Origin of the sequence: Sinanaerobacter chloroacetimidivorans (genome assembly GCF_018128545.1) — a bacterium.
Classification (GTDB): Bacteria; Bacillota; Clostridia; order Peptostreptococcales; family Anaerovoracaceae; genus Sinanaerobacter; species Sinanaerobacter chloroacetimidivorans.
The window spans coordinates 46,228-70,361 of record NZ_JAGSND010000001.1; the positions used below are offsets into that span (position 1 = coordinate 46,228).

The window sequence follows — 24,134 nt, forward strand, 5'->3', positions numbered from 1 at the left end:
CGGAATCAATTCCGTATTTCTCTTGACGCCGGATTCAGAACATATTAAAATGGCTTTGCAAAGATAAAAACACAGTTCCGGTTGGTAGTCCGGACGCAGCAGAAGCTGTCAGTAACCTGCCTCCTTGGTTGTCCCTTCTTTGTTCATGTATAAAGGAGGGATTTCACATGATACAAGTGAAAGCACAGCTTACCGTTTTCTTTGAAGATCCTTTTTGGGTCGGGGTTTATGAACGAATCGTAGACGGAAACTTGGAAGCAGGAAGGATAATCTTTGGTTCCGAACCAAAAGATTATGAGATTTATCACTATATCCTTCACGACTGGAACGAAATAAAATTCAGTAAACCCATTCCAACCGATGAATTTGAAGCACGGCACCTGAATCCGAAACGGATGCAGAGAGAAATTTCTCGTCAATTAAAGAACTATGGTGTTGGAACCAAAGCACAGCAGGCATTAAAACTCCAGCAGGAGCAAAAGGTTCAGGAACGAAAGTCATCACGAAGGATGCGCAAAGAAGCGGAAGAAGACAGAAAATTCGAGCTTAGACAGCAAAAAAAGAAAGAAAAACATAGGGGCAGATAACAAACTGCTCCTATTTTTTTTGTCTGAACAGAAAAAACTTCGTCTTTATATAAGACTATTTTTCCCTGAATCGTCACACTGTTTTTTTCAATATTTATTTTGCATAGAATTCTTTGAAAACAAGGAAGATATAATGGTAGTAATGACATTATATTTTACAAGGAAGGGGTTTTCTTTTTTATGGAAAACAGCTCACTGAAAAAGTCGGTAACATTCCTGGAAGCCTTGTCTATCGTAATAGGAATGATCATAGGCTCCGGAATTTTTCTGAAACCCAGCATTGTATTAAGTAATGCGGGCTCACCGCTTATGAGCATTCTGGCATGGATTGCCGGTGGTGTTATTACACTTGCGGCAGCCTTAACCGTATCGGAAATCGCTGCAGCGATTCCGCGGTCAGGTGGATTCTATACCTATCTGGAGGAATTGTACGGGAAACCCTTTGGATTTCTTGTAGGATGGGTTCAGACCGTAATATCGTATCCGGCTTCTGTAGCTGCGCTGGCCATTGCTTTTGCTACTTATTCCGGTTTCTTTATCCAGATGGACAAGAGAGAAGAAAGACTCCTTGCTGTCTCTGTTCTGGTTTTTATCCTGGCCATGAACATGATCTCAACGAAATGCGGAGGCGTGATTCAGATACTGGCCACTATCGGAAAGCTGATTCCCATCATGGCGATTATCGGTTTTGGCATATTTTCCAAACAAACACCCGGATTCGAGAACCTGAGCGTGATGCCGGCAGCCGGTGCCGGTTTTGGAGTCGCTATTCTTGGTACCCTTTGGGCCTATGACGGTTGGATCAGTGTTGCAAATATGGCAGGAGAATTGAAAAATCCATCCGTTACATTACCACGGGTGATTTCTCTAGGGGTTATGTTCGTAATGATCGTATATGTTCTGTTTAATATTGCTATTTTTCAAGTACTGCCTTATGATGTGATTATTTCAACGCAAACTCCCGGAACGGACGCTGCAAAAGCTCTTTTTGGCAACGGAGGCGGTGCATTTATCACTGTGGGTATCATGATTTCCGTATTTGGTGCATTAAACGGATTCTTAATGACGGCAGCCAGAGTCCCTCAAGCTATGGGAGAAAGAAAGCAGCTTCCATTTGCCGCTTTCCTGGGAAGCGTTCATCCCAAGTTTCAGACTCCTGCAAATGCATTAATTTTTGAAAGTGTTTTAGCAGTTATCTATATTTTCTCCGGTACCTTTAACACCTTGACGGATTTGCTTGTCTTTGTGCTATGGATTTTTTTCACCATGGGTATCGCTGGCGTATTTTTACTAAGACGGAAAATACCTCCGCAAAAGGGTAGATACAGAGTGCCCTTATATCCAGTTACACCGGTCATAGGTGCAATAGGCGGAATTTACATCCTGGCCAGCACGATATTCAGTGATCCTGTAAGATCCATGATCGGCATCGGGATTACCCTTGTAGGTCTCCCTGTTTTTTATTATTTAAGAAAACAATAAGAAGCTTTTGACAGCAGAAAAGCCTTATGATAATATGAGATTAACAATAAAAAGAGCAATGTATCTGCTTGCATGACAAATGCCTGGGGATACAGGGCAAGTTTTTGAACCTGACCGTAAGGAGGCTCCGAGCGGGAAGAAAGCGATCTGCTGATGTCTGATTCGCTCCCTTTCCGTGCTGAAAACGGAGAGGGAGTTTTTTCGTTAGAGGTGATAAAAATTTGGAAAACAGGATAGGAATTATTGGAATCGTAGTAGAAGATAACAATTGTATCGAGAAAATCAATACCATTCTCCACGAGTACGCACGATTGATCATCGGACGAATGGGAATCCCCTACAGAGAACGGGGGGTATCGGTTATTTCACTTATTGTAGATGGAAGCAATGATGAGATCAGTGCATTCACCGGAAAACTGGGAAGAGTCAACGGTGCTTCCGTAAAATCCATGGTTACAAAAAATCTATGATGCCGTAAAGGGCAGGAAGAAGAGAGGTAAGATGATATGGACTTTTTAGAAAAATACAGGGAATGTTTCGAGGAATACGACAGGATGCCCCACGATTTTATTGACGATGATAAAATATGGGAACAGCTGAATAAATGGGAGAATCCTACAAAGGAAGATGTCAGGCGCGTCTTGAAGAAAGCGGAGCAATGTATTCGGCTGGAACCGGAGGAGACGGCAATTCTGATTCAAAATAAAGATGAAGAGACGTTACAGGAAATGTTCTCTTTAGCTCATTCTCTGAAAGAAGAAGTTTACGGAAATCGAATGGTTTTCTTCGCCCCGCTTTACATCAGTGATGAATGCGCGAACAACTGCAAGTACTGCGGTTTTCGAAGTGACAATGCATCAATACACAGAAAGACGCTGACCCCGGAAGAAATCGAGCAGGAAGTCCGAATCATGATCGAGGAAGGCCAAAAAAGAACCGTGCTTGTTTACGGAGAATCTCCCGCAACAGGGATTGACTTTATCTGCGATACGGTTAACCAAGTTTACAATGTCAAGTCGGAGCATGGAGAAATCAGACGTGCCAATATCAATTGTGCGCCGCTGTCTGTGGAAGAGCTAAAGCAGTTGAAATCAGTGGGTATTGGAACCTATCAGGTATTTCAGGAAACGTATCATCACGAAACCTATCGCAAAATGCATCCGGCCGGAACCATTAAAGGCCATTACCGCTGGAGACTCTATGTGATGGACCGGGCCCAGAAAGCGGGAGTTGATGATTGCGGCCTGGGGGTTCTTTTCGGACTGTATGACTGGCGTTTTGAGATTATGGGCTTACTTTATCATACCATCCATCTGGAGGAAACCTTCGGGGGAGTGGGTCCTCATACCATTTCCTTCCCTCGTATTAATCCTGCTACGGATACTCCTTTTTCCGAGCACCCGGAATATGCGGTAAGTGACAGCGACTTTAAAAAGCTGGTGGCAATTTTACGTTTGTCTATCCCCTATACCGGATTGATCTGCACTGCCAGAGAGTCCGTAGAAATGAGAAAAGAGGTAGTGCCTTTTGGTGTATCTCAAATCGATGCAGGAACCAGAATCGGCGTAGGCGCTTACGCTCAATCAAAATGTGCGAACCAGATGCCGAATAAAGAGCAGTTCTCAATCGGGGACACTCGTTCTCTGGATGATGTGGTTCGTGAAATGGGAGAGATGGACTTTATCCCTTCCTTCTGTACCGCCTGTTATCGGGCAGGACGTACTGGAGAACATTTTATGAAAGTGGCAAAGTCAAAATTTGTTCGAAATTACTGTGTACCCAATGCGATTTTAACCCTGAAAGAATATCTTTTGGATTATGCTTCCGAGGAAACAAAGCAGGTTGGAAATGAAGTCCTGAAAAAACAGGTGGAACAATTCAAAGGCAAGCCCGTATATGATAAAATCCTTGAGAATCTTAGCAGGATTGAACAGGGAGAACGGGATCTGCGTTTATAAGGAGATAGTAAATGAAGATAAATTTCAATGATCCAATCAGTGCCTCACAATGGCTGAATACTGTACAAAAGGAGGAACTGAAAGAAATCATACGATACTTCTTTGAAGACGCTTCCGAAGAAGAACGGGAAGCCCTGTATTCCTGCGCCAAAAAATTGAGAGAGATCCATTACGGAAAGAAGGTATATTTCCGGGGATTGATTGAGTTCAGCAGTTACTGTAAAAATGACTGTTATTATTGCGGTATCAGAAAAAGCAATGCACAGGCCCGCAGATACCGATTATCGGAGGAGGAGATCCTGGCCTGCTGCCAAAAAGGCTATGAACTGGGCTTCCGTACCTTTGTGCTGCAAAGCGGCGAAGATCCGTATTTCACAGATGAAAAGCTATGCAGTATAATAAGAGAAATAAAAAGACAATTTGCGGATTGTGCGGTCACCATATCGGTGGGAGAGCGCGGCAGGGAATCCTATGAACAGATTTTTCAGGCCGGAGCAGACCGTTTCTTGCTTCGCCATGAAACTGCGGATGAAAACCATTACGGCAAGCTTCATCCTTCGGAACTGACCTTTTCACATAGAAAAGAATGCCTGATGCAATTAAAGGAAATCGGATTTCAGGTTGGGGCCGGATTCATGGTGGAATCCCCCTATCAAACCTATGGTACCCTTGCAGAAGATTTCCTGTTTCTGCGCGAATTAAATCCTCATATGATCGGAGTCGGGCCCTTTATTCCTCATAAAGATACTGATTTTGCAGGATATCCCGCTCCTTCCTCAGAAAAGACCGTTATCCTGCTGGCTTTGATCCGAATTATGCTGCCCAAGACCTTGATACCGGCAACTACAGCTTTAGGAACCGTAGATGATCAGGGACGGGAAAAAGCCCTAAAAGCCGGAGCCAATGTGGTCATGCCTAATCTTTCCCCCATAGAGCACCGGAAGGATTACGCCCTCTATGACAATAAGATCTGCACCGGAGAAGAAGCGGCAGAGTGTCTGTTCTGCCTTTCCAACCGAATCCGCTCTGCAGGATATATTCCTGATTTTTCAAGAGGAGACTATATAGATATGCAAGATTCAAGAGAAATTTCTATCGATAGGCAAGAGGGAGGCGAAGGAATGTGCGGATAGAACACGACATGCTGGGGGAATTGCAGCTGGAGGATTCTCATTACTTTGGAATTCATACAGCCAGAGCTGCAAGAAACTTTCCCATTACCGGAACTCCCATCCATTACGAACTGGTCCTTGCTCTTGTTAGTGTAAAAAAGGCAGCCGCGATTACCAACCGACAGATTGGAGCATTGGATAAAAAAATAGCAGATGCAATCATAGAGGCTTGCAATGAAATTTTAGCCGGCAGTCTGAGAGAACAGTTTGTCGTGGATTGTATGCAGGGGGGAGCAGGAACTTCATCCAATATGAACGTGAACGAGGTCATAGCAAACCGGGCTATCGAGCTGCTCCATGGGGAAAAAGGCGACTACCGGCTGGTTCATCCCTTAGACCACGTAAATCTTCACCAATCCACCAACGATGTATTTCCAACAGCGGTCCGCATTGCAGGAATTCGTTTGATGAAACCTGTAACGGAGCATCTGGCAGCTTTGCAGACGGCACTTCAGGAAAAAGAGGAGGAATTCTCAGACCAGCTAAAAGTCGGACGTACTCAGCTGCAGGATGCCGTTCCTATTACCCTGGGCCAGGAATTTGGCGCCTGGGCTCAGGCTGTCTCCAGGGATCGATGGAGACTGTATAAAGCAGAAGAACGGCTGCGGCAGGTGAACATCGGAGGTACGGCGGTGGGAACCGGTCTGAATGCACCGAAGGCATATATTTTTACCATGATTGAACAGCTTCGGCAATTGACCGGAATCGGCCTTGCCAGAGCGGAATATATGATGGATCCTACCCAAAACTGCGATGTTTTCGTAGAAGTATCCGGCATACTGAAGGCTGCGGCAGTGAACCTTTCGAAGATTGCAAGTGATTTACGCCTTCTGTCCTCCGGGCCCAAAGCCGGTTTCGGAGAAATATCCCTTCCTGCACTGCAGGCAGGTTCCTCCATCATGCCGGGAAAAGTAAACCCTGTCATGGCGGAATCGGTAAATCAGGTAGCTTATCAGATCATAGCCAATGATATGGCGATCACCATGGCTGCCCAGGCAGGCCAGCTGGAATTAAATGCTTTCTTACCGCTGATTGCCAAAAATCTATTCGAAATGCTGGATATGCTTTTGCGTGTTTTGCCTTTGTTTACCAATTCCTGTATTAAAGGAATCCAGGCAAATAAAGAAAGTTGCCTTCAACATTTACATCATAGCTATGTTCTGGTTCCTGCGCTGATTAAAAAAATCGGTTACGATAAAGCCGGTGAAGTGGCGGCCCTGTGTCTGAAAACAGGAAAACCGGTTCATGAGGTTGTTCTTGAACATGGATTTATGGATAAAAAAACACTGGATGAAATCCTGAATCCGGTGCAGCTTACAACACCCAGCAAATAAGGAGGTATGCTATCATGATAGAGAATATGAATACCACACCCATGGCAAATCGCTTCACCATCGGTATTTTCGGCAGGAGAAATGCGGGAAAATCTTCTTTGATCAACGCACTGACAGGCCAAAGCATTGCTGTTACCTCCCAGGTGCCGGGCACTACCACGGATCCCGTTTATAAAGCCATGGAGCTGTTGCCTTTAGGACCGGTAGTGTTTATTGATACGGCAGGCTTTGACGATACAGGTGAACTTGGTGAACTTCGAATCGAAAAAACTTATGAAGTATTAAGAAAATGCAACTTTGCCATTGTGGTGGGAGAGTTCGGCAGGGGAACAGACCCTGAAGCGCTGGCATTTGTCAAAGAGCTGACGGAACGTCAAATTCCGTGCATCTATGTTTTAAATAAATGTGATCAGGCAGGGAGCCGGGAAACGGAGATTGAAAAAATCAAAGAACTTGCTAAAGTGCCGGTCATTTGTGTGAGCGCCTTAAAAAGGGAAGGGATCGATGAATTAAAAGATCAAATTGCCCGGCACAACAATCCCGATGACAGGGAGCCTGCTCTTATCGGAGATCTGATGGGTTCCGGAGAAATTGCAGTACTGGTTACCCCCATTGATAAGGCAGCCCCAAAGGGACGGCTGATTCTGCCCCAGCAGCAGACGATCCGGGATATCCTTGAAATCGATGGAATCGCATTGGTTACCAAAGAACATGAACTAAAGCAGACATTGGATTGTCTGAAAGCAGACCCTGCTATTGTGATTACGGACTCCCAGGCATTTTTAAAAGTGTCGGCGGATACGCCTCCCCATGTCCCGCTTACTTCTTTTTCCATTCTTTTTGCCAGACAAAAATCAGATCTGGCAGAAATGGTAAGAGGAATCAAAAGAATTGAGAGACTGCAGCCGGGTGAAAAGGTGCTGATCGTCGAGGGTTGCACCCATCACAGACAGGCTGATGATATTGGAAAGGTAAAGATTCCTCGCTGGATCCGGCAAATTGCGGGAGGAGAAATTTCCTTTGAGTGGGCTTCGGGAGCCGGTTTTCCGAAGGATATCAAAGAGTATGCGGTCATTGTTCATTGCGGGGGCTGCATGATTAACCGGAGGGAGATGCAGTATCGTGTAAACAAGGCGCTGAAACAAGGTGTTCCCGTTACCAACTATGGTATTCTGATCGCTTATGTACAGGGAATTTTGGAACGGGCAATCAGACCATTTCCGGCAGCTTCCCTTGCTTATGAAGAAAATTGGGATTATAATGATTGAGATGCAGGGCGGCTGCAGGGGAGTGATCCCTAAAGCATACACAGCTTGTTCTGTATGATTCAATCTGAAATTTCTTTTCATAATAGGAGGATATCATATGGTTACCATTGATTCGGATAAATGTATCGGATGTCAAAGATGCATTTTTGTATGTCCCTTTACGGTTTTGGAAGTAAAGGACGGAAAGCCGTCGATTCATCCGGAAAAACAATGTTTAAACTGCATGCACTGTGCCGCTGTCTGTCCTGAGAAGGCTTTAGGCCTTGATAGCGAAAAAGGAACCCTGCCCGGGGAGCTGCCTCTATTGCCCGAAAACTTCTCCGGTATGCTGGAGGACTTTTTATTTCTGAGAAGGTCCTATCGTCACTTTAAACCGGAGCCGGTACCAAAGGAAGAATTGGAGCATGCCCTTCACGTGGCCGCCTGGGCCCCCAGCGCAAAAAATCAGCATCCCACAAAATGGATTGTGATCAATCAAGTAGATAAAATTCAGGAAATCATGCATCTTATTTTACAATACATAGAGAAAACAGGGATTTCTCCTGAAGTAGCAAAAGAGTATGAACATGGCAATAACGTAGTAATGGGAACGGCAAATACCATTATTATGTCCTATACCGGACCGAATGCCATCAATCCGCCGGTAGATTCCGCTCTGGCTTTATATACGGCTGAACTAATCCTGCAGTCAAAGGGAATCGGTACATGCTGGGCAGGTTACTTAACCAGGCTGTCCAATCAAATTCCCGAGGTAAGAGAACTGCTGCAGCTTCCTGAGGGCTGTCAGATTTGCAGCGCCTTAATGGTGGGGTATCCTGAAAATGAAACTTATATTCACATCCCCAATCGAAAGAAAAAACCGGCAATACGATGGATAGAATGACAAATAACAAGCCTGTAAGGCTTAGAACGAGAGCTGCTAAGTATAAAGCAGAGTCTATACAAAACCTGTAAAGTATAATACTTGACAGAAGTAGACTCTTGCTATATAATAAAAAAGGTTTGTTGGATGAAAGGGAATCACCGTTGTCCGGCACCTGATATTACGACAAGATTGGAGTTGAAAGGATGCGTAATTTTTCTTGCTAAACATGTAAATAAGCACTTCAGAACGGAACAGCAACTATTTGGTTGCCGGTTTTGCTGTGCACACAAAGCAAGAAAGTTACGAATAGTGATCAACTCTTCCTATTGAATTTGGAATGCCTACATTTTTTCTGTTAAAAGGCAGTTTACCGATTTCTGTTTATGGAGCCGCAAGATAACTTTCTTGCGGTTATTTTTTTGAAAAGCGGCGGTCCGCTTTTCTGAAGGAGGTAAGCATATGTCGTTAATCAATATTTCAAATTTAACTTTCAGCTATGACAGCTGCTATGAAAATATATTCCAGAATGCATCCTTTCAGATGGATACAAATTGGAAACTCGGATTGATCGGGAGAAACGGCAGGGGGAAAACAACACTGCTAAAGCTTTTGCTAGGAATGTATCCGTACAGCGGGTCCATTTCATCCAACGTTTCTTTCGAGTATTTCCCATATGAAATCGAAAATAAGGAGAGGGATACCCTTGAGATCATCGAGGACATGATTCCGGATCTTGAATTGTGGAAGCTGAAACGGGAGTTGTCTCTGCTTGAACTGCCGGAAGAGGTTTTATATCGCTCCTTCTCCACGTTAAGTAACGGAGAGCAGACGAAGGTGCTGCTGGCAGCACTTTTTATGAAGGAAGAGGCTTTCCTGCTCATCGACGAACCCACCAATCATCTGGATTTAAGGGGGCGTGAAATTGTAGGAAATTATCTGAATTCCAAAAGAGGATTTATTCTGGTTTCTCATGACCGTTTTTTTCTTAATCAATGTACGGATCACATTTTGTCAATCAACAAAGCAGATATAGAAATCCAGAAGGGGAATTTCTCAACCTGGCAATTGAATAAAGATAGAATGGACCAGTTTGAACTGGCGGAAAATGAAAAACTGAAAAAAGAAATCAAAAATTTGACAGAAGCCTCAAAACGTACCGCAAAATGGTCAGACCAGGTGGAAAGCACAAAGAACGGCTCTTTGCTGTCAGGAATCAAACCTGATAAAGGCTATATCGGGCATAAAGCTGCTAAAATGATGAAACGTTCAAAAACCATAGAAGCAAGAATGGAGAAATCCATTGAGGACAAATCCAAACTTCTGAAGAATCTGGAAACTGTTGAATCCCTTGCCATTAAGCCTGTCAGCTACCATAAAAGCAAATTGGCGGAGGCAATTGATCTGTTCGTTGTTTATGATGAGCGTAAAATTATGGATCCGATAAGCTTTTCTGTAAGCGCAGGAGATCGAATTGCTATAAAGGGTCAGAATGGCTCCGGAAAATCCAGCATATTAAAGCTGATCCTCGGGGAAGAGATCGAATATCGCGGAAATTACCATACAGGCAGTGGTCTGATAATCTCCTATGTACCCCAGGACACTTCCTTTTTACAGGGAGATTTAAGAACCTTTGCCAGAGAGGAAAGCATTGATGAAAGCTTGTTCAAGGCAATTCTGCGCAAATTGGACTTCTCCAGGACACAATTTGATAAAGATCTGAGAGAGTTCAGTGCCGGGCAGAAGAAAAAAGTTCTTATCGCAAAAAGCCTTTGCCAGGAAGCCCACCTATATATTTGGGATGAACCGTTAAACTATATTGATGTCATCTCACGCATGCAAATTGAAGAGCTGATATTGCAGTACCGGCCCACCATGATTTTCGTAGAGCATGATCGATGCTTTATCAGAAATATTGCGACAGCGCAGATTACGCTGACAAAATAAAAGGCTGCGGGAGATTTTGGCAGTGAGAAGATTGATAAAAGAGCAGGAGAGTCGTTGACGAGCCGGAAAGGCTGTGATATGATAAAGGACAAGTGAATATTTGGGGAGCTTGTGTGCAGGCTGAGAGGAAGTAATCAAACTTCGACCCTTATAACCTGATTTGGATAATGCCAACGTAGGGAAGAACATTTTGATTTCAAAAAGAAAAGTGGGAGACTCCGGTTGGTGTTTCCCACTATTTTTTTTAGGAGTTGAATGAAATGAAAGAAAAAAAAATGACGATCTTCAGCAGCGGCTTGATCTGGTTTGGCGCCGCGGTATCTATTGCAGAAATTCTGACTGGGACCCTGATTGCACCCTTAGGCTTGGGCAAGGGGCTGGCGGCAATTATCTTGGGGCATGTGATCGGATGTATCCTTTTATATCTTGCTGCTCTCATCGGAGCAAATACGGAAAAAAGTGCCATGGACACCGTAAAAGGATCCTTTGGGAAGAAGGGCTCCGTTTTATTTTCCGTACTGAACATAATCCAGCTGGTAGGCTGGACAGCGGTGATGATTATCGGAGGGGCCAGAGCGGCAGGGGCGATTTTAAATGAACCTCTTGGGATAGAAGGGGTATCATTGTGGTGCATACTTATCGGTATCCTGATATTGATTTGGATCTTCATAGGAATTAAGAACATCAGCAAGATTAATATTGTGGCAATGAGTGCACTGTTTCTCTGTACAATTATATTAAGCGGTGTCGTTTTTCGGGGAGAACCGATGGCTGCAGAAATGGGTCTGAGTTTTGGTCTTGCCGTGGAGCTGTCTGCTGCGATGCCGCTGTCATGGCTTCCGTTAATATCCGATTATGTAAAAGCGGCAGAAAAGCCTAAAACCGCCGCCTCTGTCAGCACCATAGTCTACTTTATAACAAGCTGCTGGATGTACACCATTGGATTGGGAGCAGCAATCTTTACAGGGCAGTCCGATATTGCACAAATCATGCTGCAAGCGGGTTTAGGATTGCTGGGAGTGATTATCATTATATTTTCCACTGTAACTACAACATTTTTGGATGTGTATTCAGCCGGAGTAAGTTTTGTCAGTATTACAGACAAGGTAAAGGATCGGTGGGTTGCCATGATCGTTTGTGTAACGGGAACTCTTTTAGCGATCTTTACCCCGATAGAGCAATATGAGAACTTTTTATATTTTATCGGTTCCGTATTTGCTCCAATGACGGCAATTTTAATAACGGATTATTTTATCCTGAAGAAGGATCATTCTTCAAAGGTCGTGGATATCAAAAATCTTGCATTATGGGCGGCAGGTTTCATCATCTACCGTCTGTTCATGTCAATTGACACCCCTTTGGGGAGCACGCTGCCGGTTATGGCGATTATCAGTATTTTATGTATCATTGTAAATGGAGGAAGGAAAAATGCTTACACAAATTCTTAAAAATGTAAAAGAGAACACACCTTTAGTACACTGTATTACAAATTATGTTACGGTAAATGACTGTGCCAATGCGCTGCTTGCCTGGGGAGGTTCCCCCATTATGGCTGATGACGTCAACGAAGTGGAAGAGATTACAACGATCTGCAGCAGCTTGTACATCAATATCGGAACACTGAATGAGAGAACCATTGCTTCCATGTTGAAAGCCGGGAAGAAGGCCTGTGAACTGGGGCATCCAATAGTCCTGGATCCCGTTGGTGCCGGAGCATCTTCAATGCGTACTAAAGCGGCTTTTGACCTTTTGGATCAGGTGGGATTTACAGTCATTCGAGGGAACATCTCTGAAATCAAGACCATCGCCTCAGGAGCAGGCTCAACAAAGGGAGTTGATGCGGACATCAGCGATCAGGTCACGGAGGAAAATCTGGATGCAACGGTGGCATTCGCAAAAAAACTGAGTGAAAAGACGAAATCTATCATCGTAATAACCGGGGCCATTGACATTGTGGCTGATCATCAAAAATCGTATATCATCAGAAACGGAAATGCACTCATGTCAAAAATTACAGGCACTGGCTGCATGCTGACAGCCCTTATCGCAGCATCTGCAGCCGCTAACCCTGAACGGCCTTTGGATGCAGCAGCAGCCACGGTATGCAGTATGGGTATTTGCGGAGAACTGGCATATGACAGAATTCAGAAAGAAGGAAAAGGGACTTCTTCCTATCGCACCTACCTTATCGACTGTTTAAGTCAAATAACCGAGGAACTTTTCAAGGAGGGTGCTAAAATTGAAATTAAATAAGTCTTCTTTACGGCTTTATGCTGTGACTGACAGAGCCTGGCTTGGGAAACAAAAGCTGTCGGAACAGGTGGATATGGCTCTCCGTGCCGGAGCAACCTTTCTTCAACTGAGAGAAAAGAATCTCGATAAAGAGGCATTTTTACAAGAAGCCGGGGAAATTAAAAAGGTTGCGGATCAATACAAAATTCCTTTTGTCATCAATGATCATCCAGAGATTGCTTTGGCCTGCGGAGCTGACGGTGTACATGTAGGACAGCAGGACATGGAAGCGGGAAATGTGCGGGCACTCATAGGAGAGAATAAAATCCTTGGCGTTTCCGTACAGACTGTTTCAGAAGCATTGAAAGCCGAGAAACAGGGTGCAGACTATCTGGGGGTTGGGGCTGTTTTCTCAACCTCTACCAAGCTGGATGCCGACAAGGTTTCCCTTGCCGTACTGAAGGAAATTTGTGCTGCCGTATCAATCCCTGTGGTGGCCATCGGCGGTATCGACAGCTCCAACCTGCCGGAATTAGCAGGGAAAGGATTAGCAGGAGTAGCGGTGGTTTCCGCTATTTTTGGGGCGGATGATATCCTTGAGGCAACAGCAAATTTGAGAAGGCTGGCAGATGAGATGATAGGAGAATAGAATGGAAAAAGTATTGACAATAGCAGGTTCGGACTGCAGCGGCGGGGCAGGTATTCAAGCAGATATCAAGACCATTACCGTCCATAAGCTTTATGCCATGAGTGTGATAACGGCGCTGACAGCACAAAATACCACGGGTGTTTACGGAGTTCAGGATGTCACCCCCGATTTTGTTGCTCAACAATTGGATTGTATTTTTCGGGATATCAAACCGAACGCCATAAAAATCGGAATGGTTTCCAATCCTGATATTATTGCTGTTATTTCGGAGAAATTGCAGGAGTATCAAGGGGTAAACATCGTATTGGATCCGGTAATGGTAGCCACCAGCGGAGGGAAGCTTCTGAAAGATCATGCAGTGGAAGTTTTAGCAGAGAAACTGATACCTCTTGCAGAGGTCATTACGCCGAATATTCCGGAGGCAGAAGCCCTCTGCGGCTTTCAAATTGATAGCCTTGATGATATGAGAAAGGCAGCTGAAAAACTTTCTTCCATTGCCGGAAAAGGTATTTTGATTAAAGGGGGGCATCTTTTTAGCAGTGCCGATGATTTACTGTTGTATGAGAGTAAAGAATACTGGTTCCGGGAAGAAAAAATAAACAACCCCAATACTCACGGAACAGGCTGCACCTTGTCTTCTGCCATCGCGTGCAATCTGGCAAAGGGCCACTCCGTTCCGGATAGTGTCCTGCTTGCGAAAAAATATATCACAGGAGCATTGCGGGATCATTTTGATGTCGGAAAGGGGCGGGGGCCTCTCAATCATTGCTATGCGATAAGATAGCAATGGGAGAAATCCGATCTATTAGGAATCACATTATACAGAAATTTCTTGAAATATGTCGATGGTAGTGGTATCCTTTACCTAATTAGAGATTAAGAAGGAATGATGAGTGTCAAAGCGTTCAGACTTTTGAAAGGGGTAAGAATTATGGATACTACTATCATCATTGGTTTAATCAACAATTCAGCTCTGCTGATGACCTTGGTCATTGTCTATGAAATCAGTTATATCATACCAGTTCAATGGAGACAGTTTACTCCCGTTATAAATGGCCTGCTTATTGGAATTATTGGACTTGGTATCATGCTTCTCCATTTTCAGTTGACTGACGGAATTTTTTTCGATACAAGGTCCATTCTTATCAGTGTAACGGCTTTAACCTATGGTACCATACCCGCATTGGTTGCTTCGGTGATTCTGATGATTTACCGGCTGATACTCGGGGGTGCCGGAGCGGTTATGGGCATATCCGTCATTTTAAGCTCTGCTTTAGCAGGTATTCTCTGGCGGAAGTTTATCCTGAAGAATCATTCCAAATATCGTTGGCTGAATATTTATCTCTTTGGAATCGTGGTACACATCATTATGCTGGCTTGTACCTTTACTCTGCCCTGGCCTGTGTCGTATGAAGTTTTTCAGGCCATCAGCCTGCCGGTATTATTGATATATCCCATCGGAACCGTTTTGCTTAGCTTGCTATTGCTCCGTCAGAAGGAACGGAATGAGTCGCTGATCCAGATTTCCGAAGCGGAAGAACGATATAAAAGTTTATTCAATAACAGCCTTGCAGTTATGCTCCTCATTGATCCCGAAGATGGAACGATACTGGATGCCAATCCCGCGGCCGCTAAATTTTATGACTGGTCTATAGATACGATCAAATCTATGCATATCTCTCAAATCAATACCTTAAGCCCTGAAGATGTAAAAGTTGAAATGAACAAGTCGGCAACGGAGAAGAGAAACCACTTCTTTTTCCGCCACAGAAAAGCATGCGGAGATATTGTCGATGTGGAAGTATACAGCGGACCTATTCGACTGGATGGCAAAGTGGTAATCTACTCCATAGTCCATGATATTTCACAGCGTATCGCTGCTAATAATGCACTTTTAGAAAGCGAGCAGCGATTCCGATTACTGGTTGAGAGTGCTCCGGAAGCGATTTTTATTCAGACGGAAGGCAGATTTTCCTTTGCCAACCAGTATGCATATCAGCTCTTTGGTACGGAGTCACCTGACCAGCTTATCGGCTCATCGGTGATGGATCGGTTTGATCCGGAATTCCATGCCACTGTAGAGTCCAGAATGTACACATTGAATATTGAGAAGAGACCGCTTCTGCCTACGGAAGAAGTGTTTTTAAAAATGGATGGCACTCCTGTGGATGTGGACGTTACGGCGGTTCCCATTCATTATGACGGGAAGGATGGAGCACTGGTTTTTGCAAGGGATATCACCGACCGAAAACGGCTGGAGCATTCGAAGAATGAAATCCAGGCCCAACTTCGTCAGCAGCAGAAACTTGAGGCTATCGGTACACTGGCAGGGGGCGTTGCACATGAAATCAATAACCCCATCAATGGAATCATGAACTACGCACAGCTGATACTGGATCAAAATGAAAGGAATTCTGAGGAAGAAAATCAATATGCAAAGGAAATTATAAACGAAACGGAACGGATTGCGGTAATCGTGAAAAATCTGCTCCAGTTTTCGAGGCAGGAAAAACAATCCCACAGTTATGCAAGCATTTATGATATTATCAATCAGACCATTTCCTTAATCAATACTGTGGTGAAAAAAGATCAGATCACCCTGGATGTTCAGCTGGATGAGAATCTGCCGGATATTAAATGCAGAAGCCAGCAGATTCAGCAAGTATTGATGAACTTGCTAACCAATGCCAGAGATGCACTGAATGAGAAATATAAAGATTATGATGAAGATAAGATCATCCGTGTTCGTTGCAGTCTATATCACAGCGAAGGGCGCAGATGGCTGAAAATTACGGTTGAGGATCATGGGAACGGCATACCGGAAGAACTGCTGGATAAAGTGTTTGAACCGTTTTTCTCTACAAAACCGAAAGAAATCGGAACGGGGCTTGGACTTTCCATCAGCTTTGGAATCGTAAAGGATCATCACGGTAAAATTACCATAGATACTAAAAAAGGTTGTTATACGAAGTTTATTCTTGATTTGCCTGTAGATAACGGATGGACATTGGAATAAAGGCGAAATCCGGCAGGAGATTACATACAGGGAGGGTTATAGATGAGTAAAGTTTTAGTAGTAGATGATGAAAAGAGTATGCGCATTACCTTGTCTGAGTTTTTGAGCAATGACGGTTATGAGACCGCTTCTGCCCCGGATGCCCAATCAGCGTTGAAAATGATAGAAGAAGAGGAATTTGATATCATTCTTACAGACATCATTATGCCTAAAATATCAGGCATAGAATTGTTATCACAAATTCGTGAAAAATCGCAAACCGTTCAGGTCATTATTATGACAGGAGAGCCTACGGTGGATACTGCGGTGAAGGCAGTACAAAGCGGGGCCAATGATTATCTGACGAAGCCTATCAAAAGAGACGTCCTCTTGAAAGCGATCCGCCATGCAGAACAAATTAAGCTCTTAAACGATGAAAAACTAATTCTGGAAAAAGAAAATCTCATCTATCAGAAAGGTTTAGAAGGGATTCTTCTGGAAAGGACTACTGCGCTGCAAAATGCAATGCAGGGTATTATTACGTTACTTTCCTCCGTTGTTGAGGCTCGAGACCCCTATACTGCGGGGCACCAGCGCAGAGTGGGGAATCTATCGGCCGCCATTGCGGACAGGATGAATCTGGGAACCAAGGTTGTGGAATTTATGCGGATCATCGGCTATATTCATGATGTGGGAAAAATTGTTATCCCCACGGAAATCCTGTCAAAACCCGGCACCTTGAACCCTTTGGAAATGCAAATGATCAGAACTCATGCACTAAGCGGCTACGATATGCTGCTGAAAGTAGATCTGCCCAGTTTCGTTGGAGAAACCATTTTCCAGCATCACGAACGCTGTGACGGCAGCGGATATCCAAGAGGGCTGAAGGATAAGGACATTACTGTGGAAGCAAAGATCATTATGGTGGCAGATGTGGTGGAAGCTATGATGTCGCATCGGCCTTACCGGCCGGCTCTTGGACTGGATGCCGCACTCCATGAAATTCAGCAAAATGCAGGAGTTTATTATCATCAGGATATTGTCTCTTCCTGCGTAGAGTTGTTTCGCAAAGATTACTATGAAATCGAAGACCTGGAACATAAAATTCATTTCCCGATTTAAAAAGACCAAACTTTCAAAGCAAAAGAAACTAAGATATGGTTACCCGATGAACTCAGCCAGCTTTGCATTGAATTCATCCTTCTGTTCATAAAATAATCCATGACCACTGTCTTCAAAGGGGATCAGGACGGAATTTCTGATTCCTTTTTTCATGGCTTCCGCCAATGGAAACAGGCATACTCTGTCGTGGATACCGTGAAGAATTAAAGTGGGAACATTGATTTTCCCCAGGTCGAAAAACAAGGTTTCATCACGGAAGGTAACCGCACAGTCCGCAGTGGCCCAGCCCGCTGCCCGGAGTCCAAGCTGGAAAAACCAGTTGAGGAAGGGTTCGGATAATTTCTGGTAAAAGAACATGTCTTTCAGCTGCCATAGCATATTTGGCCGGTCCTGATAGGTTTGCTCGATCATTTGGGTGACAGCTTCTTTCGGCACTCCGTAGGGAAAATCAGGCTGAATGGTGAGGCTGGGAGCAGCCGCCCCAAAAAGTGCGAGCTTGGATACACAAAAGCCGTCATGCCTTGCCATGTATCGGATGGCTGCCGCCCCTCCCATGGAATGTCCGGCAAGTACAAAATCCTTCAAATGCAAGTGCCGAACTACGCATAGGATATCGTCGGCAATCCTGTCATAACCGTATCCTCTCCAGGGCTTGCTGGACTTGCCGAATCCTCTGGTATCCATGCCGATACACCGGTATCCCATTGCCGGAAGGTAATCAAACTGATATTCATAAGCATTATGATTCAATGGCCAGCCATGAATAAATAAAATGGTCTTTTTCCCTTCCGGATTCACCTCATGTACGAAAATATCCACATCTGGTTCGACTTTGATAAAATGCTCCATATTCTATCCTCCTTCTGTCTTTTAGGCTTTTCTATATCATATTCCTTCAGTATCAATGTAAGAATTAGAAAAAGGCAGCTCCAAATAAATCAGAATAAAAAAGGCAGCCTTTTAATAATAAGAATAAAAAAAGGCAGCCCCAAATAAATCGGGGATTTTCCCGGTATATTTGTGACTGCCTTATTAATCATCTAGATAATTTCTTTCTTTCTCACTAAAGGTGATTTGTGCGGAATCATCCAAAAGGAGGGGTACTATACGATTGTCTCAAGCGCGACTTTCATCATATCCGTAAAGGTTTTTTCCCTTTCTTCCGAAGTTGACTGCTCCTGTGTAATGAAATGATCGCTTATGGTCAGCATACATAACGCCTTTACGCCATGGTAGGCGGCATTCATATATAGAGCTGCTGCTTCCATTTCTACAGCCATACAGTTCATCTTGGCCCATTTCTGCCACCAGCCCTCCTGCAGTTCATAGAATACATCACTGGATAAAATGTTTCCTGCATGAACGGGAATACCAAGCTTGTCTGCCGTTAGCTTAGCCTTCATCAGCAGATCGAAGTCGGCAGTGGGGGCATAAGTTCCATAGAGGTTGAAGGTATGAACATAGTTGGAATCTGTCGAAGCACTGACCCCTAGTACGATATCTCTTATTTTTATATTCTCCTGAAAAGAACCAGCGGAGCCGATTCGTATCAGGTTTTGTACACCGTACTCGGTAATGAGCTCCCAGCTGTAAATACCCATGGAAGGCATGCCCATTCCCGTACCCTGAACGGAAACCGGAACTCCTTTATAGGTACCCGTATATCCCAGCATACCTCTGATTTCATTATAGCATTTTGGACTTTCTAAAAAATTTTCAGCTATAAATTTAGCCCGGAGCGGATCTCCCGGCAAGAGTATGGATTCGGCGATTTCGCCTTTTTTTGCAGCATAAATATGTGCAGTCATAAAGAAACATCCTCCTGTTTTTCAGATTTCTACTGTAAGTATATCATAACCGGAATCCCAGTGGAAATACTAATTCAGCCGAATTGCTATTTACTTGGGTATTCATTTCATGTATTATGAAAATACCGTAGCGACTATGACGGGTATTATTTTTCTAAAAGAGGAGCATAGCAATGAATCATTCGTTAAAAGAGAAATATCATGAAGTCAGAGAGATCAAGTCCTTAAAGGATTTGCTGGATTCCAGCGTAAAACTGTATGCAAATCGTCCGGCCTTTCTGGTAAAGAAAGAAAAGGGCGGCGAATATTACCCGATTCAATACCTTCAGGTAAAAAACGACGTAGATGCCCTCGGTACAAAGCTGATTGATATGGGACTGAAGGATGCAAAAATTGCAGTTATCGGTGAAAATTGTTACGAATGGATCATTTCCTATTTTGCCGTTGTAAACGGAACGGGAGTGGTTGTACCTTTAGATAAAGAACTCAGTAAAGAGGAAATCTATAATCTGCTCCGAACGGCAGATTGTAGAGCGGTATTCTTTACGAAAGGTTATGAGGAATATTTTGCAGATTTTGACATCGATTATAAAATCAGGATGAAAACCTACGGAGACAGGACAGATTTATCCCAGCCTCTTGCAGAGAGCTCTTCGGGGGGTGAAGATGGAAAAGGAATACTTGATTGGGAAAGTATGGTGGCAGCAGGAGAAAAACTGCTTCATACAGGCAATCACAGCTTTGTCGATGCTGAAATTGATCCCTATGAAATGAAAGTGATACTTTTTACCTCAGGAACCACGGATGCGGCCAAAGGTGTTATGCTTTGCCACCACAATATTACGACAAACATTATGGATACCTGCAAAATTGCCTATATCACGCCGGAGGACAGATCCTTATCGATACTCCCGATTCATCATACCTTTGAATCTACCATGGGTATGCTGTTGATCTTGTATCGCGGAGCCTCGGCGGCCTTTTATGAAGGATTAAAATACGTGAATAAGAACCTGGCAGAAGCACAGGCAACGGTGTTGATAGGGGTGCCTTTGATCTTCGAGTCAATCTACGATAAAATCTGGAAACAGGCAGAAAAGACAGGTAAGGCCAATCAATTGAGAAAAGCTATTAAACTAAATAAGACCTTAAAAGCAATGGGCATAGATACAAGCAAAAAACTATTTAAAAGTGTCCATGAAAAATTTGGAGGAAAATTAAGACTGGTTATTTCAGGTGCTGCTGCCATTGATCCAAAAGTTCTGAGAGGTTTTGAGGATCTGGGTTTCAAGATGCTTCAAGGCTATGGACTGACGGAATGCTCACCTCTTGTTTCCGGATCACCAGACTTTTGCAATAATTATAAAAAAGCCGGGTCAGTAGGTCCTGCTGTTTCAAGCGGGGAAATTAAGATTGTAGATAAAGATGAGGACGGGATTGGAGAAATCATATTTAAGGGGCCTAACGTTATGTTGGGTTATTACAACATGCCTGATAAAACCGCGGAAGTATTAAAGGATGGTTGGTTTTATACGGGAGATCTTGGTTTTCTTGATGAAGAAGGCTGGCTCTATATTACCGGAAGAAAGAAAAATGTCATCGTAACGAAAACTGGAAAAAATATTTATCCCGAAGAGGTGGAATATTACATTAACAGGAATAAATACATTCAGGAAAGCCTGGTACATGGCACATTTGATGAGGATAACGATGATACTCAGGTGAGCGCCCAGGTAAGACCCAATTATGATGTAATTTATGAAGAATTCGGAGAAAGCTTCGGGGACGAAGAGGTGCAATCCCTGATTAAAAGGGTAATATCGGAAATCAATGAAAAGCTGCCTATCTATAAACGTGTTCGGAATATTGCCGTTCGCAAGGATGAGTTTATAAAGACCACGACTAAGAAAATACAGCGTCATAAAAATCTTTAGGGACAAAAGTCAGGGGTTTTAAACATAAGCGGCCTTGGCCTGTTCTGTTCTATCAAATAAAAATAGCTATTATGAGTAGAATGAAATGAAATTTTGAAAACAATTCTATGAATAATAGCTATTTCATTTGATTCATTTTGAGACCTTTTATATTGTTGCCGATTCCAGAAAGGTCACCGTTCCTTCTGATGCGTCCAATCTTGTTTTCACGCCCATGGGGATGGCTATATGCGGATAAATATGCCCCGCTCTGAAATTGTTGATGGTAGGCTTTTCAAAGGGTTTTACCACTTCCTCGAAGATTTCACCGAGTGTCAGATTATCCTCCGGCGGAGTATCCGGTTCATCACAGTCAGCCCAAGTACACAGGACGATTCCTGCGCAGTCCCGGAACTTGCCTGCCAAAGCTAGAGAAGTAAGTCCTCTGTCCAATTTATAATGCTTTTCATCAACATCTTCTATGAAGAGGATTTTTCCTTTTGTATCGATCTCATAGGGAGTCCCGAGGGTTGCCGTCATGAGGGACAAATTCCCTCCGATAGAGATCCCTTCGGCTATGCCCGGATTGATCCTTTCGATGGATTCACCTTCTACAGCAGGGGTGGGCCCCGGCGGCTCTGCGTTAAAAAGAAGATGGGACAGACACCCCAGAGATATGGGATCCATGGTATCCCAGCCTCTGCTGGGCATGGGGGAATGAAGGGTTACCAGGCTGCATTTCATATTGAAAACCATGTGCAGACCGGTTATATCACTATATCCAAGAAAAAGTTTCGGATTATTACGGACGATATCGTAGTCAATATAAGGAAGTATCCGGGTTACGCCATACCCGCCGCGAAGACAGAAGATACCGTCAATGGAGGGGTCCCGGAAAGCATGATTGATATCTTTGGCTCTTGCTTCATCGGAACCGGACAGGTATCCATGCTTCATGGTACAAGTAGGAAACAGGACAGGGGTCAGTCCTAAAAACTCTACGGAGCGAACCGACAATGCCAGCTTTTCCTCTGTAACCGGTGACGACGGTGCGATCAGAGCAATACGGTCTCCTTTCTTCAGGCATTTAGGTCTATTCATATCCGACATTTGTAAACTACCTCCTCATATTTCTCTTACTTCTATAATATTATATTATTGAAACGTCTTGATTAAAACTGTAGGAGGTAATTTACATTGGTAGGAAGGAAGGCAATCTATGATTTTGTTGATGAAGCGGCAGAATGGGCTATCGGTCTGCGCCGCGGATTTCATCGCTGGCCTGAACTTAGCAACCAGGAGTATAGAACATCAATACGTATCAAGCAGGAACTCGAGAATCTCGGGATCGAAACGGAAAAGGTTCTTGATACAGGTCTTGTAGCAATCATGAATAAAAACAGCAATCGGAAGGTAGTGGCACTCCGGGCCGATATGGATGCGCTGCCGATTCAGGAGGAGGTTATCCTTCCCTATGCCTCCGAAAGAAAGGGTGTGATGCATGCCTGCGGTCACGATGTACATATGGCAGTATTGCTTGGAACTGCAAAGGTTTTGAACGAAATCAAAGAAGATATTAATGGAACTGTTAAGTTTATATTTCAGCCTGCCGAGGAAACTACGGGAGGTGCTGAACGAATGATAAAGAAAGGATGTCTGGAAAATCCCAAGGTGGATTATATTTTGGGACTGCACGTGAAGCCGGATCTTCCTGCAGGCACATTAGGCCTGAAATATGGGAAGGTACATGCGTCTTCCGATATGTTCCGCATCGTTGTCAAAGGAAAAGGAAGCCATGGAGCCTATCCGGAACTGGGCATAGATGCCATCGTTGCGGCTTCTCAGATCGTGACCAATGCACAGAGCATTGTTTCCAGAAATGTCAGCCCTTTAAATCCGGCAGTCATAACTTTTGGCAGCTTTCATGGCGGAAATGCGATGAATATCGTTTCGGACAGAGTTATTCTTGAAGGTACCCTCCGGGCACTTGATAAAAATACAAGAGATTACCTGAAAACCCGGCTGCGGGAAGTGGCGAAAAATACCGCAAAGGCTGCCGGAGCCTCGGCAGATGTAGAATTCAGTAAAGGATACAGTGCGCTAACCAATGATAACTTCATTGTAGATATGATAAAAGAATTGGGAATGTGTGAAGCAGGAATCGATAAAATTGTAGAATTAAAGGAACCATCCATGGGTGTTGAGGATTTTTCCTTCTTCCTTGAAAAGATTCCGGGTGCTTTTTTCTTTCTTGGCAGCGGTTATAAAGGGAGAGAAAACGAAGGAATTCATTCCGGTAAATTTGAAGTGGATGAAAAGTGCATTAAGCCGGGAATTCTCATAGAGACGCTTTCCGTATTGAAACTGTTAGAATAAACAGTATGATGAAATCCTTCAAAAAAGCAAATCATGCCAAAAGCTGGGAGACACATCCAGCTGCTGGCATGATTAATTTTTTACTCATTTATTTTGTGCATTTAACTTATGCACGGTGGGGACGGGTGAGATTATTCCGCTTTTGCTTTGTTGAATCTAGCTGTTATTCTGGAAACTTTTCTGGAAGCTGCATTTTTATGAATTGTTCCTTTGGAAGCAGCCTGCATCAATTTCTTTTCCGCTAAAGCCAGCTTTTCCTTTGCAGTATCAAGATCTCTGGTTGCAATTGCACTTTCGAAATTCTTGAGAATCGCTTTCAGATGAGATTTTACTCTTCTGTTAGCAGCTGTCTTTTTCGCGATAACACTGATTCTTTTCTTTGCAGATTTAATATTTGCCATTATTTCACCCCACTTTCGCAAAATATCG

At 43.8% G+C, this 24,134-nt stretch carries 21 protein-coding genes and 1 riboswitch; of the genes, 17 read left to right on the forward strand and 4 right to left on the reverse strand.

Going from position 1 to position 24,134, the window contains the following annotated elements; all coding sequences use genetic code 11:
- Positions 1-167: 167 nt before the first annotated feature.
- The 15 genes from KCX82_RS00260 (at position 168) to KCX82_RS00330 (ending at position 17,608) form a co-directional block, all read left to right on the forward strand.
- Positions 168-587 carry a YjdF family protein gene (locus KCX82_RS00260; protein ID WP_227016432.1) on the forward strand — a complete coding sequence of 140 codons (420 nt, stop codon included), beginning with the start codon at positions 168-170 and terminating at the stop codon, positions 585-587.
- A gap of 180 nt (positions 588-767) precedes the next feature.
- Complete coding sequence (locus tag KCX82_RS00265) at positions 768-2,069, forward strand: APC family permease (protein ID WP_227016433.1); 1,302 nt, start codon at positions 768-770, stop codon at positions 2,067-2,069.
- 221 nt (positions 2,070-2,290) lie between these two features.
- On the forward strand, positions 2,291-2,539 hold the full coding sequence (locus tag KCX82_RS00270; RefSeq protein WP_227016434.1) for a TM1266 family iron-only hydrogenase system putative regulator: 249 nt from the start codon (positions 2,291-2,293) through the stop codon (positions 2,537-2,539).
- A 36-nt stretch (positions 2,540-2,575) separates the two neighbouring features.
- Positions 2,576-4,027 (forward strand): [FeFe] hydrogenase H-cluster radical SAM maturase HydG, encoded by a 1,452-nt coding sequence (gene hydG / locus KCX82_RS00275; protein WP_227016435.1) that lies wholly within the window; start codon positions 2,576-2,578, stop codon positions 4,025-4,027.
- 11 nt (positions 4,028-4,038) lie between these two features.
- A complete protein-coding gene (hydE, locus tag KCX82_RS00280) occupies positions 4,039-5,160 on the forward strand; it encodes a [FeFe] hydrogenase H-cluster radical SAM maturase HydE (RefSeq protein WP_227016436.1) in 1,122 nt (373 codons plus the stop codon).
- On the forward strand, positions 5,151-6,533 hold the full coding sequence (locus tag KCX82_RS00285; protein WP_227016437.1) for an aspartate ammonia-lyase: 1,383 nt from the start codon (positions 5,151-5,153) through the stop codon (positions 6,531-6,533). Before hydE ends, KCX82_RS00285 begins: the two co-directional genes overlap by 10 nt.
- A gap of 14 nt (positions 6,534-6,547) precedes the next feature.
- Positions 6,548-7,801, forward strand: coding sequence for a [FeFe] hydrogenase H-cluster maturation GTPase HydF (gene hydF, locus KCX82_RS00290; protein WP_227016438.1), 1,254 nt, complete (start codon positions 6,548-6,550; stop codon positions 7,799-7,801).
- 97 nt (positions 7,802-7,898) lie between these two features.
- Positions 7,899-8,684: a nitroreductase family protein gene (locus KCX82_RS00295; RefSeq protein WP_227016439.1), complete on the forward strand. Its 786-nt coding sequence runs from the start codon at positions 7,899-7,901 to the stop codon at positions 8,682-8,684.
- 441 nt (positions 8,685-9,125) lie between these two features.
- The gene (locus KCX82_RS00300) at positions 9,126-10,610 is read left to right on the forward strand and encodes an Lsa family ABC-F type ribosomal protection protein (RefSeq protein ID WP_227016440.1); all 1,485 of its coding nucleotides are present in this window, start codon (positions 9,126-9,128) and stop codon (positions 10,608-10,610) included.
- A gap of 91 nt (positions 10,611-10,701) precedes the next feature.
- A riboswitch (TPP riboswitch) is annotated at positions 10,702-10,809 on the forward strand.
- A 61-nt stretch (positions 10,810-10,870) separates the two neighbouring features.
- Positions 10,871-12,058 (forward strand): putative hydroxymethylpyrimidine transporter CytX, encoded by a 1,188-nt coding sequence (cytX, locus tag KCX82_RS00305; RefSeq protein ID WP_227016441.1) that lies wholly within the window; start codon positions 10,871-10,873, stop codon positions 12,056-12,058.
- Positions 12,039-12,863, forward strand: a complete 825-nt coding sequence (gene thiM, locus KCX82_RS00310) for a hydroxyethylthiazole kinase (protein WP_227016442.1) — start codon at positions 12,039-12,041, stop codon at positions 12,861-12,863. Before cytX ends, thiM begins: the two co-directional genes overlap by 20 nt.
- On the forward strand, positions 12,841-13,491 hold the full coding sequence (gene thiE, locus KCX82_RS00315; RefSeq protein ID WP_465250598.1) for a thiamine phosphate synthase: 651 nt from the start codon (positions 12,841-12,843) through the stop codon (positions 13,489-13,491). Before thiM ends, thiE begins: the two co-directional genes overlap by 23 nt.
- 1 nt (position 13,492) lies before the next feature.
- The gene (gene thiD / locus KCX82_RS00320; RefSeq protein WP_227016444.1) at positions 13,493-14,275 is read left to right on the forward strand and encodes a bifunctional hydroxymethylpyrimidine kinase/phosphomethylpyrimidine kinase; all 783 of its coding nucleotides are present in this window, start codon (positions 13,493-13,495) and stop codon (positions 14,273-14,275) included.
- A 147-nt stretch (positions 14,276-14,422) separates the two neighbouring features.
- Positions 14,423-16,507 carry a PAS domain S-box protein gene (locus KCX82_RS00325; RefSeq protein ID WP_227016445.1) on the forward strand — a complete coding sequence of 695 codons (2,085 nt, stop codon included), beginning with the start codon at positions 14,423-14,425 and terminating at the stop codon, positions 16,505-16,507.
- Positions 16,508-16,549: 42 nt separating this feature from the next.
- A complete protein-coding gene (locus KCX82_RS00330) occupies positions 16,550-17,608 on the forward strand; it encodes an HD domain-containing phosphohydrolase (protein ID WP_227016446.1) in 1,059 nt (352 codons plus the stop codon).
- Between the two features lie 39 nt (positions 17,609-17,647).
- Here the strand turns inward: KCX82_RS00330 and KCX82_RS00335 are convergent, their stop codons facing one another.
- Entirely contained in the window at positions 17,648-18,457 is an 810-nt protein-coding gene (locus KCX82_RS00335) for an alpha/beta fold hydrolase (protein WP_227016447.1), read from the reverse strand.
- Positions 18,458-18,711: 254 nt separating this feature from the next.
- Positions 18,712-19,416: a purine-nucleoside phosphorylase gene (gene deoD / locus KCX82_RS00340; protein WP_227016448.1), complete on the reverse strand. Its 705-nt coding sequence runs from the start codon at positions 19,414-19,416 to the stop codon at positions 18,712-18,714.
- Between the two features lie 173 nt (positions 19,417-19,589).
- Here deoD and KCX82_RS00345 point away from each other — a divergent pair, with 173 nt between their 5' ends.
- Positions 19,590-21,350 carry an AMP-dependent synthetase/ligase gene (locus tag KCX82_RS00345; RefSeq protein WP_227016449.1) on the forward strand — a complete coding sequence of 587 codons (1,761 nt, stop codon included), beginning with the start codon at positions 19,590-19,592 and terminating at the stop codon, positions 21,348-21,350.
- A 147-nt stretch (positions 21,351-21,497) separates the two neighbouring features.
- Here the strand turns inward: KCX82_RS00345 and KCX82_RS00350 are convergent, their stop codons facing one another.
- On the reverse strand, positions 21,498-22,439 hold the full coding sequence (locus KCX82_RS00350; RefSeq protein WP_227016450.1) for a S66 peptidase family protein: 942 nt from the start codon (positions 22,437-22,439) through the stop codon (positions 21,498-21,500).
- An 87-nt stretch (positions 22,440-22,526) separates the two neighbouring features.
- Here KCX82_RS00350 and KCX82_RS00355 point away from each other — a divergent pair, with 87 nt between their 5' ends.
- On the forward strand, positions 22,527-23,705 hold the full coding sequence (locus tag KCX82_RS00355) for a M20 metallopeptidase family protein (protein ID WP_227016451.1): 1,179 nt from the start codon (positions 22,527-22,529) through the stop codon (positions 23,703-23,705).
- A 131-nt stretch (positions 23,706-23,836) separates the two neighbouring features.
- Here KCX82_RS00355 and rpsT read toward each other — a convergent pair whose 3' ends face one another.
- Positions 23,837-24,106, reverse strand: coding sequence for a 30S ribosomal protein S20 (gene rpsT / locus KCX82_RS00360; protein ID WP_227016452.1), 270 nt, complete (start codon positions 24,104-24,106; stop codon positions 23,837-23,839).
- Between the last annotated feature and the right edge of the window lie 28 nt (positions 24,107-24,134).